The sequence below is a fragment of the Stenotrophomonas maltophilia group sp. vghtpe118 genome, from assembly GCF_052605195.1.
Window position 1 is genome coordinate 3,194,464 of sequence record NZ_CP199672.1, and the last position, 16,610, is coordinate 3,211,073.

The window sequence follows — 16,610 nt, forward strand, 5'->3', positions numbered from 1 at the left end:
CTGGGGGGAGCATTTCGGCCTTGCGGCCTACCTTTACTGTTCTGCTGCATCGTCAGCCTCTGGCTTTCCATTGACCAACTCCCTGAGACGTCGCGAAGGGTGGCGCATCAGTCTTAGTGCCTTGGATTCAATCTGACGTATGCGTTCCCGTGTCACGCCAAAGATCTGGCCAACTTCCTCCAATGTCTTGTCGCTGCCGTCGATCAATCCAAACCGATGTCGAATGACTTCAGCTTCTCTTGAACCAAGCGCACCTAGGCAGTCATCGATCGCTCGCCTACGCAGATATCCATCAGTGAACTCCTCAGGCGGCTGAAACGTATCTGGAGTGGCGAGGACCAGATCCGCTGTCTCATCCTGCTGGTCCCAAGAGACCGCGTCGTGCGCCACATTCAGCAACTTTGCTACATCCCCGACTGATAGATCGCAGGCCTTTGCGATGTCCTCGGCGCGCACGTCATCTAATGAGTCTTCACGGAGGACTCTGACTGCCTTTGAAACCTTGTTGACCCTTTCCATGACGTGTATGGGTAACCTTATGACACGCGCTGTGTCTCCGATGGCCCGCCCAACGGACTGTTTCAGCCACCACATCGCATAAGTGGAGAATTTGTTGCCCCTTGCGTAATCGAATCTGTCGATAGCCTTGAGCAGGCCTATCAGGCACTCCTGAATGCGATCCATGCGTGGCAGCGTGCTCCACGCGTGGCTATCTGCCACGTGCACTGCGAGTCGAACGTTTGCATGGAACATCTCGAGCTCAAGGCGCGACAGACGCTGCACCGCTCTACGCAGTAGTACGCTTGTGCACCCAGCTGCCCTGAACTCCTTGTCAAACCGTTTAACGGTCGATGAGGTCAGCTCCAGCGCACATACAGCGGCCAATGCATCCCTAGCAAGACCTTGGTTGTCTGGATTTTCCTGGGAGGCGAAACATCTGCAGCGTGCGCTTTCCAGCATGTCGCTCAGGTTGGGTCCGCTGACGGGTCGGGCCGGGGCTGGATCATCATCGGCGTCATCCGAGGCGTCGAGAAGATCGCTGGCGCGCTCATCGTCTTCGCTGCTGATGTGGCTGATTTGGCCGACTGAGAGGCGACCCCGCTCAAAGTCTGTGGCTAGGCGTGCTATCGACGCGACAGCATGCGGGCTCTCTGCGATGGCGCGATACGCATCCTTCAGGGACAAATCCAGCAGAATCCCAATTCGCTCTTCGCCCGTACGGTCAAGCAGAACAGACGACTGGGCAACCTTTGCGAAGTGGAAGTAGGGATCGTTCGTCATCGACGCGAGATCCTGCATGAACTGCTCCAGTTCACCGATATCGCTGTCCGATGCTGGTTCGCTATCCTTTTCTAGATACAGAGGAGGTAGCCATTCATCATCGTCTTCCGGTACGGCATCAATCTGGCCCATAAGGACAGTGAGCTGGCGAAATACATCGCCCCTCTCATCGCCTTCAATCTCACGGGAGATGACCTCAAGGTCAAGAGGATTGAAGTTGCCCTCCATCTGGGCGCGATGAACTAGCGCTTCGAAGAGTCCATGGGTCGAGCTGTGATTCAGCTCCCGGACCAGTGAAATTTCGGCGTGACTTGGGAGCAGCTTCGCCAGGTCATTCCAATCCTCATCGTTATCGACAATTACGTGCTTGGAAATCACGTCCTGCACAATCTGTATTGTCGATCGAAGCGAAGGATCCTCCAGCGGCGCTTCGGTCGCAACTTCTTCCTCCCAAGTGGCAAAGAACTCGGATTCGAATTCAGCACCGTCGTGAGAGGAGTTCCGTATGGAATCAGTGGCTCGCGTTCGAGCAGATTCCTCGGCCTCACCATTACGTTCATTGCTCCAGAGGTTGTCCAGCGCGACTGTTGAATCGTCAGCCTTCTCGACTGCAAGCCGCTGAACTTCGAAAGCATGCTCCGAAATCAGGCGGCAGAGATCCAGATGCCCTTTGGAAGCGGCAAGCATATGTAGTGTCCGCCCCTGCTGGTCGCGTGCCTCTACGTCACCCCCGAGTTGAAGGTAGCGCAGAACATACTCCGCATCGCCGCGAAGCGCGGCGAGTCGAAGGAGCGGCTTCAGCGATGATTGACGCTTGTCCCCGGCGCTGGCTTCACTGCCAGCCCGGGTACCTGCAGAGCCCAGGGGCTCCATTTCCCCTTGATTCATTGGTTCCCCCCTGTTGAACCCTTTGCCTAGCTGAGTATCGACCACACGACTCGGGCGATCTGTCTGGCAATCAAAGGCGGAACTGCATTTCCGACCTGTACAAACTGTTGAGTCCTATTGCCGAGGAAAACATAGTCGTCCGGGAACGACTGCAACCGAGCGGCCTCTCTGACAGTGAGACTTCGGCACTGGCGAGGATCCCAATGGATGAACGCATGACCATCTCTCGAAAGGTGGCTGGTCACCGTATTTGAAGGCTTGCCCTTGAGCTGAACGCGGAAGCGATCCGAGAACGAACCACTTTCCCAGTTCAAGTGATCAGGCGCGAGCTTCTTTGGGAAGTCACGGCTGGTCGGTGATCTGTCGTGCTCGCGCGCGAATGCCGCGCAGAAGAGGTAGCGCCCGAGGTCGGATTTCATGTGTCCCCGAGTCTCATGGTTGAGCACGGAGTGCTGCGAGTCGCTCTTGAGCTGCTTGACGTAAGGATTGCTTTCCTGAGTGTACTTAATCGAGCCGCGCGGAAGCCCGCCGGATGGAACAATCGAGCTGAGCTTCTCGATCAGCTCTGGATGGGATTTGTCCAGAATCCGCACCAGGCGATCCCTCTCCGATTCCATGGCTTTCCGCCATTCTTCGGGATCGTCCTGTTTGCGGCTCAGTCCGCTTCTCAGCCTGGGAAGTCCCTCGAGGGCCTTCTTTACACTGACCGGCTCTGCAGCATTGAGGCCGGGCAAGTCCTCGATTCCATCGGGAAGAAGATCTTCCCGGACACCCATGATGATGACGCGGTGTCTCGCCTGTGGAATTCCGTGGTTCTCACACTTGATAATGAATGCAGACGGATCCTCCGCGACAAGTTCGCTGGTCCGCTTCTGATTCGCCTCAACGTGGATAGGAAGAAGCACATAGCGATGCCCGTTCTTCCCCCCCTTCTTTTCCCTTTTCAGGGCTGCAGCAGGGTCGGATAGATCGCGCATGATTGCAGCGAACATCTCCTTGTTGCCAACCTTGGAAGTCAGGATTCCCTTGACGTTCTCCATGATGAAGACAGCGGGTGAGAACTCGTCAAGAAGACCCAGGTATTGCTTGTAGAGGAAATGCTTCTTGTCGCCCTTTGAGGAGAACCCCTCCACATTCCGCTGGCGAGCCCGGCCTACGACGGAGTAAGCCTGGCACGGGGGGCCTCCGATGAGGATCATCTTCTCGTACCTATCCTTGACCTCGTTGATCCGTGAATAGAGAGCCTGATTGTCCCGCTCTTCTCCCAAGGTGAGGTTGAGTGCCTCTCGCTCGGCTTCAGCCCACAGGTCGCTCCATCGACCGTTTCCGAAGTGTGCTGCCGGAGGAAGGGCGTCGCCCTTCGCAATTTCATCCAGATAGTCGTAGTACTCTTGCGGGACCTGGCCTTCCTGCCGGATGAGAAGGCGATAGAAGGCCCTTAGACGGAGAGTCGAGTGCGCAGACTTCTCCATTTCAGCGGATACCGCGAGTTCGAAGGGATACTTGGCACCTTCATCGGGCTTGAAGCTGCTGAACCCTTCGCCCAGGCCACCGGGGCCGGCAAAGATATCAATTACACCGATGGGCTTGCGTACTGCTGTCAAGACGGAGTCTCTGCTAGATGGTTGATGTGATGAGCCAGGCTGTTCGATCAGCACTGATGTCAAGAATCAGGGCCAGGAACACTAAGCCGGAAGTCACTGTCCGAAGGCATCTCTGGGCGCGCGGCTTCCGCTTTCGACTTCATACGAAGGGCCTCGCAGGAAAGCCTGACCTTGTGCTTCCGAAATGGAAGGCGGCGGTGTTCGTACACGGGTGCTTCTGGCATCGCCATGAGGGTTGCCCTCTTTTCAGACTGCCGAAGACACGAGCAGCCTTCTGGGATGCAAAACTCTCCGCCAATCGACAGCGCGACCTGGCAGTAGTCAGGTCGCTTCTGGACATGAGCTGGCGCGTGGCAGTTGTATGGGAGTGCGCTATCCGACTCGACTCGAGTGTCGCGAATGATTGCCTTTCGGAGTGGATATCCAGTGATCGCAAGGGAATAGAGATCCTGGCCAGCGATGGCACAGTAATCTGTGGAAACTTGGATAGCGATTAACCGTGAAAAATCCATCTGCCTTCGACCACTCCCTTGTTCATTTTCGCGTTCAGAAAGGGTGGTCGCTTTTGATCCAGGATGTCGGCCCCAATCTGTCTGCGGCAGGGTTCAGTGCTCCGCTCTGAATGTCTGAGCCGCGCCCCCCGACGCCTGACGGAATCATACCAGGGTGGAAGCCCTATCGCTGATTCTTTAGTGGCGCCGGATGGCGATAGGGGCGATCGCCGAATGCCTGAGTCGCATGGGGCAGCCTCTGGGGCATCATGCCCGATTGTTTCGTGCCCCAGAAGGCAAGCCGGGCAGGCGGCCGCCAGAGCCTTGATAGAGCTTGGTCGACCCAGACTTCATCGACCCGTGAGCAGGAAGATGGGCGTGAAGATGGGCGGGGTTGGGGGCATCTCACTCGCGCGGAAGGCCAGACTGGCGTCGTGGGTGTTCATGGAGGTGAGGCCGGACGGGAGCTCATCCAGCATGCTTACGCACTCAGGACTAGTGGCCACTACTGCGCCACAATCCGCCCACTGCAATGCGATAGCAGCGGCACAACGCACGGAACATCAATCTGCCTATTCGCATACAGCACGATTACAAGCTGCTACAGCGAGTTATCCACCAACATCACGGGTATGCCGTGACAGCTGATCTCGAAGTACCTCCCTCCCGCGTACCGCGCGCGCAGCACCAAGCCCCCGCGCACTGGCCGAACGGCTTCCTCGTGCATGACAGCAAATTCAGCGTCGGAGACCTTCCGAAACGTCCGTAGATCCAAGCCAGCCCTGGGTACATACCGGCTGGCGGTCGCCGCAGGCACCGCCGCCAGCAGCACAGCGCCATAGATCACAGGCTTCATTGGACGCTTTGCAGATAGGGGATGGACAAGAAGGCGAACGGTCCGCCAATAGCGCGTGGCTGACCAGCAGCCACGCGGCAGATGGCCAGATCCAACTGGGCTACCCCCGCACGTGCAATCGCTCAGTCACCTGCGCAGTCAACGCCACGCACGCCATCTTCAACCCCTCCATCACCCGGTCCCCTAGGTACTCCTCGGGCGCACCGTTCTGCCGGGTCCGCTCTGCGGCCAGCATCAGCTCCGCTACCACACGCAGACCCGCCAGCGCGCAATCCGCATCCGCCAGCTGAAGACACCGCCCAGGCAGTTGATGCCGCTCCGGCCAAGGCTGGCCGTCCGCCGCCGCACCAGTGCCGATGCGGTGCAGCGTGGCGACGAAGGCGTTGGGATCGACGGACGGCTCGCGCTCGGGTTCGGCGTTGTCCGGATCGTACTGCGCGTGCAGGGAACGGAAGTCCGATGTGTTCATGGCAATGCTCCGTACAGGACAGATAGCAGCGCCACCAATAAAGGTGGCGGACGGTGCGGGCTCGAAAACCGGTAAATGCCAGACCGGCGGGTCCGAAGACCCCCACGCACCGCCCGCCATGGAACGCGAACGGATTGCCAGCCGACGCCACATAAAAGGCGACGTCGGCTGGCAAGCGCATACAGCTGGCATAAACACGGGTTTTCGAGTCCCGCGCCACCCTTTTCCGGTGGCACGCCAAGGTGTACTCGCATGGTTGCGAGATGCCAAGAACCCGTAGGCCGCAGAGGCCGCAAATGCTGACGCTTACGGCATTGTTGCATGGCGCGCGCGTGGCAGAACCCTTGCGGTGCAGTGGTTTCGGCCGGTGTTAAGTTACCGCCCGAATGCGCATTGAAAAGCACGGTTTGCAGCTGTTCGGGATCCCAAAAGCGACACGTAGCCCACGGCGCCCATTCGCGCAGCGTGCCGATTGCGACACAACTTAACTTTGCAGCGCCACGCCCGGCCGAGGCCACAGCGCATCGTCGCGCTCCAGGTCGTAGTCGCTGCCGAACGCCAGTGCTGCTTCGCGAGGCGGAAGGTCTGCGTAGCAGCCCAGCAGGTACTCATCCATGCCAACATCGCGGTGGTCGATGGCGAACAGGTGAAGGAGCTCCTTGTCGAAGGCTTCCAGCCATGCGGGGTCGATCTTGGTCATGTCATCCTCCAGAGGGGAAAGGGAGGATGGCTGGAGCGCGTCTCAAGACACGGGACGCGAGCTTGACCAGGTTCCGAATCTCGCAGTGATCTGATTGCACGAGGTGGAAGGTCGGGGTAGAACGGGGCAGACTCGCTACGGCGCATCATAGCTAAAGAAGGCGAAAGAGCATGGAAGCATCGAAGTCGAACCAGCCTGCTCCTGGCAAGTACTTCCTCCTGATGCCTGATACCACGCGTGGGGGAAAGGGGCACGGCGTTGTGTTCGAGAACGCGAAGCGGCTGCGCATCCCGCCGCGCCTGATCCTGCGACCAGAAGAAGGGGGATTTCCCCCCATGGCGGAGAAGCCGCTGCTGGTCTACTCGGCAAAGAAGGGGAGCCTCCCAGAGGATCTGGAGGGGGGCATGAGCGGCTACTGGATGGTATCCGAACGATTACGCGACGCTCTTGTCTCTGTAGATCCAGTTGGCTTCGAGTTTGTAGAGTGTGACTACCGCCTTGCCGATGGATCCAAGGGCCCGCGGTACTTCCTATGCGATGTAACCCGTGAGCTCGATGCGGTGGACGAAGAAACCTCGGAACTTCGGATCATCGCTGACGCAGGCTATCGAGGTGGGAAGTTCTACGACCTAAGGGGCGGAGCCAGTCTGGCGTTCCGCAAGCAGGTCATCGGCCACGCCAGAATATTCCGGACGCCTTACTCGGGAAACCTCGTCTTCTGCGACAGAGAGCTCCGCGACGCTGTGTGGAACGCTGGAATCGGTGGGCCGCGCGTATCCCGGGGCCTCTGGTTCACCGACGCGGCCAGCATCTGAGTCAGAGCTCTGAGGATCGGACCCTTGGGCGCCTTCTGGATTCGCTTCAACTGCTTACGAGCGAATTCGATTCACATTCACATGGTGAGATGACAAGCATGGGATCAACCTCCACCCATCGGCCGCGCAAGGGCGAGTTCTTCAAGCTACGACCGGATGCTACCCGTAGAGGAAAGGGTCACGGGGTGGTCTTTGAAAACGAGGACGCGTTGCTTGCGACTCCCAGACTGATCCTGTTGCCCGAAGCCCGTGGCGTCCCCCCACTGCGTGAAGTCGCGCGCTTGGTCTATCAGGAGCGGCAGGGCGTCCCTCCACAGGATCTGGAAGGCGGGTTGAGCGGCTATTGGCTGGTCTCCGAGCGATTGCGCCAGGTCATGGAAGAGATAGACCCTGACGCGTTCGTTTTCGCTGATACCGACTATCGCTTGGAAGACGGTTCAAAGGGACCAACCTACTTCCTTTGCGACGTGGTCCGTACGCTGGACGCCTTGGATGAAGAAGCGTCCCAGCTCAACATCGTGATCAGCGATGAGTACGAGGCAGGGAAATATTACCGCCTGACCGGTGATATCCGGTTGGCGTTCAAACGCGAAGTGCTGGGTTCGGCTCACGTGTTCAGATTGCCCTTCCATGGCGGGGTATTCTGCGACCGAACGTTCAAAGATGCGGTGGAAGCTGCCGGCGTCGTCACGGCCAAGAGATCCAACGGGCTCTGGTTTGAAGATGTGGTGAACTGCTGAGTCGGTCCCACCGGCGCTAACCTCGCGACCTATGCTGCAAGTGTGCGGAGTGCGGTACATGCCTAAAATTGGGAGAGAAACAAGCACATGCCCTCGTCAAAACGTAATCAGCCTGTGCCTGGTGAATTCTATCTGCTGATGCCCGACACGACTCGAAGGGGAAGAGGGCATGGCGTTGAGATCGAGAATGAGGACGCACTGCTGACGCCTCCCAGGCTGATCATCCGCCCCGAAGAAGGCGGCTTTCCTCATCTGTCGCAGAGACCGCGTCTGGTGCTCGATCCAGAGCTGGGGGATCCACCGCAGGACCTCGAAGGAGGAATGAGTGGCTACTGGTTGGTATCAGAGCGCCTCAAGATGGCCTTCACCGAAATAGATCCCGTCGCCTTTGAGCTCGTGGAGTGTGATTACGTGCTTCCGGACGGCACAGAGGGCCCAACGTACCACCTGTGCGAGGTTGCTCGCGAGCTGGATGCGGTCGATGAGGAAGCATCGAAGTTCCGGGTCATCGTCGATGAGGGCTATCCGGGCGGGAAGTTCTACGACCTTCGTGGCGGAGCAAGCTTGGCATTCAAGAGGGACGTAATCGGGGACAGTCATGTCTTCAGGAGCCCGTACTCCGGCGATCTTGTCTACTGCGATCGCGTGTTCCGGGATGCCATACGCGCTGCGGGAATTGGAAGCGAGTGTGAAACGCGTGGCCTGAGGTTCAAGGACGCGGCCAATGTCTGACATGGCGCGCGTCAGTCCAAGCATAATCCGCATGTCAAAATTGAAGATGGCTGCGGCGCGTCTCATGGAACGGGATCGGTAGTCGAACTTAAGATGGATTTCACTTTTTGTGCGATTTCTTGCCGGTGCAGAACGGGCTAAAAAACAGCCATGCCTATTCAGTACTTGAGTTGAAGGCAGGGCGGTAAGAGGCAGGCCGCATCGGGACTTCAGAGCGCCCAGAGGAATTGGAGAGCAGCAGTAGTGCGCTATGTCGGCGGAGAGGACTTCAGGCTGTGAGCGCTCGGGCATGACTCGAGGAGGGCATGGAAGGTTGGCACCCTCTGATAAGCTCTTGGCACGCTTATTTAGATTGATTCTGAGGTGAGGCAAACAATGACTTCGAATCTGCCAAAGAAGGGCGAGTTCTTCGAGTTGCGCCCAGATGCCCGACGGCGCGGCAAAGGGCATGGCGTCGTTTTTGAGAACGAGTCTTCCCTGAAGACCCCTCCAAATTTCCTCTTGCGTCCCGATCAGGGGGGCTTCCCGCCTCTGCGCGAGACACCGCGTCTAGTGTATTACCCAAGTGAGGGGTGGCCACCGGAGGATCTTGAAGCTGGAATGAGCGGCTATTGGCTCGTTTCCGGGCGTCTCCGCGAGGTGATGGCGGCCGTGGACCCAGGTGCTTTTGCCTTCAGGGAGACTGACTATCGACTCGCTGATGGAGCAATGGGTGGCCCTTATTTCCTTTGCGATGTCATCAGAACCATTGATGCCTTGGATGAGGCAGCATCCCAGCTGAAGATCATCGTTAGTGACGACTATGAAGAGGGGAAGTACTACGACCTGACCGGCGACGCGCGTCTGGCATTCAAGCGGGAGGCCATCGTTGACGCTCACGTGTTCCGGCTCCCCTACTACGAGGGAGTCTTCTGCGACCACATCTTCAAGAACGCAGTAGAAGGTGCCGGCATCGTGACCGCCAGAACATGCAACGGGCTCTGGTTCGAAGACGTTGTGAACTGTTGGGCCAGACGGTCCTCCGAAGATTGAGTAGCACTGCGGTTTGGAGCCCAATCTTTAATGACAATGCGATCTCGATCTGTGCGTTCCGAACAATGTTTGCCTGAGCTCGCTGACGCCAGTGGATAACGAGAATGAATGAGGACGGCATGAATAGAGTTGCGCCCCCTAAAGGTCGCTTCTACGTGCTTAGCCCCGATATGGGTGCGCCTGGTCGTGGTCATGGGGTCGAATTGGACAATGAAGAGGAAATCCCTTGGCCGACCTACATGAGCGAGCCTTCTGAGGTGGGCGGGCTTGCATCACTCAGGGTTGTTCCCAAGCTTCGCTTCGATAGCCAAGTGGGTGATATGCCTTTGGATCTGCAAGGCGGATTCAACGGCTATTGGCTGATTTCTCAACCCCTGAAGGATGTAATGGAGAACATCGATGCCGAAGGCTTTGCCTTTGCGAAGTGTGCCTTTCAGCTCGAGGACAGTTCAGAAGGTGAGCCTCACTACTTGTGTGAGGTGATAAGAATTCTGGACGCGATTGACGAGAATGCATCGAGTGTGAAAATTCTGGATGGCTACCGGAACGGCAAGTACTACAGCCTCTCAGGTGGCGGCAACTTGTCCTTCAAGGAAGCGGAAGTGGCTGATGCGCATGTATTCATGGATATCCATTCGGGCAGCCGTGTCTACTGTGACAGAGTGCTTCGCGACGCGCTCATCGAGCATGGATTTGGAATGGTGATCAATCCGCGCGGCGTGTGGATTGAAGACGCTGCAGGCTACTAGTTAAACAGCACTTTTCGCCCTCTTGGGAACGGAATCCTATGCCCGCAGAAAGCGTAATTCTACAAAGTCATCATGTCTTTGAGCAGGTGGTGTTCAGGGATCATCCTCTCGTCAAGAGGCTTGTCGAGGCGGGATACCTGGCTAAGGATGAATCGCTCAATCATCTCTACCTTCCGTCTGGAGGTGGGCTCGCGGAGGACCTCGACACCTCTCCACATCCTCGCTGTCAGGTCCAAGTGTGATCGATGTAAGCTCTCTCACAGATCGTATTTGCAAGAAGCCCAAAGGAAAACGACGATGGAACCGATGGCAATCAATGGGCCTGAATCGGGAAGATTCTTCCTGTTTGCGCCGGACTTGGAAAGCAATCGTCCTTTCAGAGGAGCGATCTTCGAGAACGTTCAGGCGCTGCTGTCGCCACCGCGGATAATCCTCAGGCCAGAGAACGGTGGATTTCCCGAGCTCCGGGAGAAGCCCCGAATTGTGTTCGATGCTTCTCAGGGGCCTGCGCCGCGGGATCTGGAGGGTGGCTTCAGTGGGTACTGGCTGGTCTCGGAGCGACTCCAGAGCGTAATGAACGCGCTGGATCCAGGCGCCTTTGCATTCGCCGAATGTGATGTTCGCTTTGCAGATGGCGCGCAGGGGCCACGCCACTTTCTGTGTGACGTAGTGAGAGAGCTGGACGCAGTGGACGAGGATCGTTCACGGCTGGATATCGAGATTGACGATGACTTCGTCAATGGCAAGTTCTACTCGATTGCAGGCGGGGCCAGCTTGGCCTTCAAGCACGATGCACTGGCAGGAGCGCATGTCTTCCTCACACCGTTCAGCACGTTCGTGATCGCTGATCGGAGGTTTGTGGATGCTGTGCATGCTGCTGGAGTGCCGGATGATCCGGAGTTGAGTGGAATATCTTTTATTGATGCATCAGATATCTGATTAAGTGCGGCTGCACGGAAGGAGCCTCCAGATGCCTCGAGTCGTTCCCATTTTTCAGCAGCATCACGCCATCGAGCAACAGACGCTTGGCAATAGTCGCTTGCTCAAGGCTCTGGCTGATGCGGGTCGCTTCAACATCGATGCCGATCAGAACCTGATCAATATGCCCCACGACAAGGCGCTCGCGCAGGCCTTGGGGGTGTCACCTCACAACGGCGGACCGATTCGTGAGTATCGAATCGGATTGGAGGCCAATCTCGCCCGCCTCGAGAGAAGCCGGGATGGCCAAGCAGCGCTGGCTGGCGACCTGGAGGCAATGGATCGCATCGCTGCCAAAGTTCATCGGTTGAGCGACATTTCACAGGTCGGCTTGGCCAACGGAGATCTGCGGACGAACACTGCTTTAGGACAAAGCACCGATCAGGCACGTGCCCAGACGAGGGAGTTCTACAGGAGGCCCGAGGAGTACGCCCAGCAGTACTCTGGACAGCTGGAGCACCACCAGCAGTCTTCCGTTCTTTCCAGGCAATGGAGCGCCGTCACACCCAACGAGAGCCGCGTTGTATACACGCTCCAGCACTTTCAAGGATCCGGACAGCCGCTGATACGTGGCGGCAACATCGAGCTGCAGCGTAACGGATTGTCGAATGCTATCGCTGATGCCCATCAAGCCGGGCGTCTCCAGATGTCTCCGGGCGGCGTTCTTGTAGTTGAGTCTGTTCTTGGTGAAGAGGCCGCGTCACGCCTTCGTGCTCCGGTCGGGCAACGCGGCGGAGTTACATTGGACCTCCTCCTCGGCGAAGCCTCCACGAGCCAACTGATCCGCTCCGGCGGCCTGCTCGCCTCTGGCGCCGACGCTGTCATCACCGCCCGCCGCACCTCGCAGTTGCTGGAAGAGGGCAACGGCACCGCCGCCCAGTTCGAGCTCACTCATGCCTTGGCGCGCAACGGCGGTGGCTGGATCGGTGGCATGGCCACGGCATCGGTGATTGGCACCTCCAGTTTCGTCCCAGCCGCCATCGTCGCAGGCGATGCGCTGCTGATGAGCAAGGCGTTCGACAAGGGCGCCGATCTGCTCGACAACCGCGCCATCTACCAGCAGACCGGCAAGGCCGGCGTCACGTGGCAGTTCAATGGCCGCAACTGGCAGCGCCAGGCGGTTATGGACAGCACAGGCGACGGCATGGGTACTCCGGCTGAGCGCAGCGTGGGTGCCAGTTACGAGAAGGCCCGCGAGCTGGGCGCATACGCCCATGTAGAAGCGGTAGAGCTGGCGCTGGGCAAGGCGCCGCCGCCGCAGGATCCTTTCAGCATCCCGGCGAAGGACGGCGAGGGCCGTCTGGACAATCCCAACTGGCACCGCGATGCGCAGACCGAACAGTGGACGCGACAGGTCAAGATTGGCGTGTCCGGCGCCAACGACCGGGGTGTGTATGAGACGCAGACCGCCAGCCCCGAACGCGCCAACGAGTTGAATCGTGAGGCGGTGCAGCGCATCGAGAACAACATCGCCAACGGCAAGGCCGCCATTGCCGCCAGCTATCTGGAGACCTACGCCGCTACCCGTGCCAGCGACTTCGTGCCGCTGGTGCCGGAGGCGGTGGAGCAGGCCCGTGCCAGGCCTGACGCCATCCAGGGCTCGGACAACCAGCTTTACCAGCGCGATGAAGCAGGGCAATGGCACCACGCTGGCCAGATCGCGCAGGGCAACATGGCGCTGGAGCTGGAACTGACCCGCACCATCCAGCAGCCATCGCTCGATCAGTTCAACCAGACCATTGCCGCATTGGAATCGCGGCCATTGCCGTCTGCGGCGGAAGTGAACCAGAACGAGCTGCGCCACAGCTACTACGCTGCGGGCGTTGCGCTGTCACCGGCATGGGAGCAAGCGATTGCGCTGGCCACGACGCGCACGCGCGAGCAGCACGGCATTACGGGTCCCACGCTGCAGGAACTGGGGCCTACAGCCGAGGGCAACGCGGGCGCCTCCCGACCCATCACCCATTACCAGGTAGGCCAGGATGGCGTGGCGCGCGCCGTCGCGACCACCAGTACGCAGGAGCTGCAGGCCGCATGGAATGAGGTGCGCGCGCGTGCCAATGAGCAGGCACCGTTGCCCGACTCGCCCGAGCTACGCATTGCAGCGCTGTCGGCGGGTGAGCAGGAGGTGTACCGGCAGGCACTGCAGGAGGCAAATCGGCTCGGTGCTGCGCAGGTGGATGCAGGACGGGCTGCACGAGCAGCCGCGCAGGTGGCACATGGCGACAAGCCATCCGAGCAGGATGGGAATGTGGAAGTGCGGCCTGAAGAGCCTGCGACTGCGCAGCCCATTGCGCCTGCGGCGGTAGCGGTCACGCCAGCGGTAGCGGTCGCACCACCACCTACGCCCGCGCCACAGGACAAGCCCGCGCCTCAATGGCACTCCGAGCAGCGCGATCCGCCGCGGCGTGAGGCGGAGCCGCAACCTCAGCCCCATCCAAACAGCGAGGCGCCTACCGAAAACCGTATCGCCTCACAGACGCCGGAGCCCGCTGGGCCGATGCAGGCACAACCGGCCGCACCTGAGCGCGCGATGCCGCATGTCGCCGCGCCTCTGGATGCGGCAACGCAGATGATGCCCACGCAGCGCACAGAGCAGGCATCGGAACCGGAGAAGATGGCCCCGATGCCTGCGGTTGCTCCCACTCCAAAGCAGTACATGGCAGTGCAGGAGGTCGAGCCGGTGCCGTTCAAGGAGCCGCTGCCTGCTGAGCCTGCGCGCGATCCATGGCCTTTGGAGCAGGAAGCGGCACAACACGTGCCAGAGCCCGAACCGGCTCCGTTGGACGACCTCCAGCCAACCGCTGCGGCTGTCCCTGTTCCTGCCGAGCCCACGATAGCGCCAAGCCCTGAGCCAGCCGCGCCCGCACCGGATGAGGCATCGGCCCCGAACCTGGCGCTGCAGGATCCTACGCAGCCCGGCCACCCCGATCACGCGCTATATCAGCAGATCCGCGAGGGCGTGGAAGCGCTGGACGCCAAGCACGGCCGCAGCTTCGATGAAGTCAGCGAACGCATGACGGCCAGCCTTCTGGTACTGGCCAAGGACAACGACCTGGAACGGGTGGACCATGTGCTGGTGAGCAACGCCACGCACTAACACCCGGCTGGGCACACGCTGTTCGTGGTGCAGGGCGAGCCCAGCAATCCGGCACACCAGCGCGCTGCGATGCCGACCGAGCTGGCGGCGCAGACATCGGTGGAGGAATCACTGCAGCAGTTCGATGCGGTCAGCCGTGAAGCGCATCAGCGTGCGCTGGCGAATCAGATGGACCAGCAGCTGGAAGACCAGCGGGTGCAGCACGACATACAGATTCGTGCGGCGAGCGGGGGATGAGTAGGGCATGCACTGCACTGGCGACCTGGACGGAGGACTGAAGATGACGCCACATGGAATGCGCCGGATATGCATGCTCGCAGCACTACTCGTTCTTCTGGCTACCGCGTGCCGGCCCGATGCGGCTCGCGACGAAGGCTCGATAGCAGAGGCCCATCGTCCGGATCTGGTGCCGCTTGTGCGAGCCATGCCCACCTCGTCAATGGATGCACCATTGACGGTCGAGTTCGATGTGGCTGCTCCCAGCAAAAATTCCTCTCCAACGCTCATGATCGGCATTCGCGTTGACCGCACGGATAACACCGCGGCGTTTTGGGCACTGGCCGATGTTCGGGCGTCCGGGTTCCAGGCGAAGGTTTCCATGCAGCGCCTGGAATCGAGTGGATGGAAGGACGTGCCCTTGCACCGGCTGGAATGGGTCATTGGGGAACGTGCCAGAACAATTCCCATCCCCGCTGATGGTCGAGTGACAAACGCGTGGCTGGACGATGTTGACGTGCTGGCGCTGCAGAATGCTGGGCTGGAACGACCCGATGATAACTATGCACAGCTGGCCTTCGCATGGGCACGCAATCCGTCGCCGGGCCGATACCGGGTTGAAGTGCAACTGCACTCCCCTCTGCCACAGCTTGAGCCGTACCAGCCGGAACTGCTGGTTGCGTACTTGCGCAGGCCTAAATAAGGCAGCCTCGCCACCGCCGGTACGCTGAGTGTCACGGGTAAGTCAGCTCGGCATTCTGCCGAAAGAGGGGGATCGTATTCATCGGCCTCCCCCTCCGAACTGGACTGGCGTAGACGCAGGCTCATGATGGAGGAGATCTGCGCCGAAGCGTCTTTGGCTGTGATGACCATCGGTGGGTCCCAGTCCGGGTTGAAGCCACTGTACGACCCGGATGAAGAGCGCCCGGACCTCCATCGTTCACGGCTGAACGCGATATCGTTCCAGAAGATCACGAACGCTGGTTTCCAGGCGCTGCCAGTCGCTCAGCATGACGCGTGCATAGTTCATCTCGATGGCGATGCTGTCGCCCGCGTCCACGATGGAATGGCGGCACATTGCGATCTGGCCTTCGCCGGCGCGTTCAAGTGTCTTTCCCTGAACTACAAATCCGTCAGGAATGCGGTCTGCCGGGTCGCAGCTGATGAACGTTGTCAGTTGGCCCGCCGTCGAGCGGGCCACATACCAGTCTGGTTCCATTCCTGGGTTGTGCACGTAAGGCCTGCCCAGCGCAGCCTCTGACTCCTTTGCATAAGCTGACATCAAAGATGGGTCAATCGCATACGGCGTCAGACCCCAGCGCTCGGGTTGTGCAACGCGCAGCGCAAGGTTCTCCACCGGATCCCTTCGCTCCAGTGATCCCGGTGCGCTGGTGGCCTCACTGCTGGACCGACGTGCCAGATAGTTCTGGATGGGAACGCGATCGATGTATCTAAGCTCGACCAGCACCTGCCGCCGGCTGTCCTGCGTGCTGCGCACCGGGCGATCACCGGGCGGCGCTGCATCGAAATCCGGCCAGAACACCGTGAGCATGACGCCCCCATCGGCCAGGGGGCCCGTCTGGTTGTAGTAGAGGTTGGCCGGGAACATGAAGCGGTGCGGGCCAAGCCGAGCCTCTACCGGCTGCGTCGTGTAGGTCTGTCCGCCCACCGTACGTGGGCTGGTTGCGGCTTCGGACATGGGGGGGGCGTTCGGGTCCTTTTCCGTGGATGGGGCCTTCGCGCAGGCGGTGGTGCTCAACACGGCCACCAGGGCGAAGGAGGCAAGCCGGCAAGCCGGTGCTCTGCTCATGGGCGATTCCCTTGCATGATCGAAACGACTATAGAACGGTGGAATGGCAAGCTCCAGTCGCTGCCGGGACCTTGCTCGCGCCCGGGTCCATTACTGCATGCTGGCTCACATATTCAGCAAGTCGCGATCGACGCCTTCTATCCCTCCAC

The 16,610-nt window shown here is 59.6% G+C and carries 14 protein-coding genes and 1 pseudogene; 10 read left to right on the plus strand and 5 right to left on the minus strand.

What is annotated here, in order from left to right; all coding sequences use genetic code 11:
- Nucleotides 1-33: 33 nt before the first annotated feature.
- Both ACUDTM_RS14560 and ACUDTM_RS14565 read right to left on the minus strand, forming a co-directional pair.
- The gene (locus tag ACUDTM_RS14560) at nucleotides 34-2,169 is read right to left on the minus strand and encodes a sigma-70 family RNA polymerase sigma factor (RefSeq protein WP_106466888.1); all 2,136 of its coding nucleotides are present in this window, start codon (nucleotides 2,167-2,169) and stop codon (nucleotides 34-36) included.
- Nucleotides 2,170-2,195: 26 nt separating this feature from the next.
- On the minus strand, nucleotides 2,196-3,773 hold the full coding sequence (locus ACUDTM_RS14565) for a DNA cytosine methyltransferase (RefSeq protein ID WP_106466889.1): 1,578 nt from the start codon (nucleotides 3,771-3,773) through the stop codon (nucleotides 2,196-2,198).
- A gap of 29 nt (nucleotides 3,774-3,802) precedes the next feature.
- Here ACUDTM_RS14565 and ACUDTM_RS14570 point away from each other — a divergent pair, with 29 nt between their 5' ends.
- The gene (locus ACUDTM_RS14570) at nucleotides 3,803-4,270 is read left to right on the plus strand and encodes a very short patch repair endonuclease (protein WP_254919415.1); all 468 of its coding nucleotides are present in this window, start codon (nucleotides 3,803-3,805) and stop codon (nucleotides 4,268-4,270) included.
- 950 nt (nucleotides 4,271-5,220) lie between these two features.
- On the opposite strand, the gene ACUDTM_RS14575 is transcribed toward ACUDTM_RS14570, so the two are convergent.
- Together ACUDTM_RS14575 and ACUDTM_RS14580 are read right to left on the minus strand one after the other, a co-directional pair.
- Complete coding sequence (locus tag ACUDTM_RS14575; RefSeq protein ID WP_353080513.1) at nucleotides 5,221-5,589, minus strand: hypothetical protein; 369 nt, start codon at nucleotides 5,587-5,589, stop codon at nucleotides 5,221-5,223.
- A 484-nt stretch (nucleotides 5,590-6,073) separates the two neighbouring features.
- Nucleotides 6,074-6,289 carry a hypothetical protein gene (locus tag ACUDTM_RS14580; RefSeq protein WP_088496210.1) on the minus strand — a complete coding sequence of 72 codons (216 nt, stop codon included), beginning with the start codon at nucleotides 6,287-6,289 and terminating at the stop codon, nucleotides 6,074-6,076.
- A gap of 170 nt (nucleotides 6,290-6,459) precedes the next feature.
- On the opposite strand from ACUDTM_RS14580, the gene ACUDTM_RS14585 reads away from it, so the two are divergent.
- The 9 genes and pseudogenes from ACUDTM_RS14585 (at nucleotide 6,460) to ACUDTM_RS14625 (ending at nucleotide 15,354) form a co-directional block, all read left to right on the plus strand.
- A complete protein-coding gene (locus ACUDTM_RS14585) occupies nucleotides 6,460-7,104 on the plus strand; it encodes a DUF1629 domain-containing protein (protein WP_353080512.1) in 645 nt (214 codons plus the stop codon).
- Between the two features lie 98 nt (nucleotides 7,105-7,202).
- Nucleotides 7,203-7,844 (plus strand): DUF1629 domain-containing protein, encoded by a 642-nt coding sequence (locus tag ACUDTM_RS14590; RefSeq protein ID WP_353080511.1) that lies wholly within the window; start codon nucleotides 7,203-7,205, stop codon nucleotides 7,842-7,844.
- A gap of 87 nt (nucleotides 7,845-7,931) precedes the next feature.
- Nucleotides 7,932-8,576 carry an imm11 family protein gene (locus ACUDTM_RS14595; RefSeq protein WP_353080510.1) on the plus strand — a complete coding sequence of 215 codons (645 nt, stop codon included), beginning with the start codon at nucleotides 7,932-7,934 and terminating at the stop codon, nucleotides 8,574-8,576.
- A 375-nt stretch (nucleotides 8,577-8,951) separates the two neighbouring features.
- Nucleotides 8,952-9,608 carry a DUF1629 domain-containing protein gene (locus ACUDTM_RS14600; protein ID WP_088496207.1) on the plus strand — a complete coding sequence of 219 codons (657 nt, stop codon included), beginning with the start codon at nucleotides 8,952-8,954 and terminating at the stop codon, nucleotides 9,606-9,608.
- Between the two features lie 104 nt (nucleotides 9,609-9,712).
- On the plus strand, nucleotides 9,713-10,357 hold the full coding sequence (locus tag ACUDTM_RS14605; RefSeq protein ID WP_353080509.1) for an imm11 family protein: 645 nt from the start codon (nucleotides 9,713-9,715) through the stop codon (nucleotides 10,355-10,357).
- Between the two features lie 297 nt (nucleotides 10,358-10,654).
- A complete protein-coding gene (locus ACUDTM_RS14610; protein WP_445391380.1) occupies nucleotides 10,655-11,296 on the plus strand; it encodes a DUF1629 domain-containing protein in 642 nt (213 codons plus the stop codon).
- A gap of 1,042 nt (nucleotides 11,297-12,338) precedes the next feature.
- Nucleotides 12,339-14,501: pseudogene (locus ACUDTM_RS14615) on the plus strand (XVIPCD domain-containing protein); the annotation flags it as partial.
- A gap of 3 nt (nucleotides 14,502-14,504) precedes the next feature.
- On the plus strand, nucleotides 14,505-14,672 hold the full coding sequence (locus tag ACUDTM_RS14620; RefSeq protein WP_434556935.1) for a hypothetical protein: 168 nt from the start codon (nucleotides 14,505-14,507) through the stop codon (nucleotides 14,670-14,672).
- 73 nt (nucleotides 14,673-14,745) lie between these two features.
- Nucleotides 14,746-15,354: a hypothetical protein gene (locus ACUDTM_RS14625; protein ID WP_353080508.1), complete on the plus strand. Its 609-nt coding sequence runs from the start codon at nucleotides 14,746-14,748 to the stop codon at nucleotides 15,352-15,354.
- A 237-nt stretch (nucleotides 15,355-15,591) separates the two neighbouring features.
- On the opposite strand, the gene ACUDTM_RS14630 is transcribed toward ACUDTM_RS14625, so the two are convergent.
- Nucleotides 15,592-16,461 carry a hypothetical protein gene (locus ACUDTM_RS14630; protein ID WP_353080507.1) on the minus strand — a complete coding sequence of 290 codons (870 nt, stop codon included), beginning with the start codon at nucleotides 16,459-16,461 and terminating at the stop codon, nucleotides 15,592-15,594.
- Nucleotides 16,462-16,610: the final 149 nt, after the last annotated feature.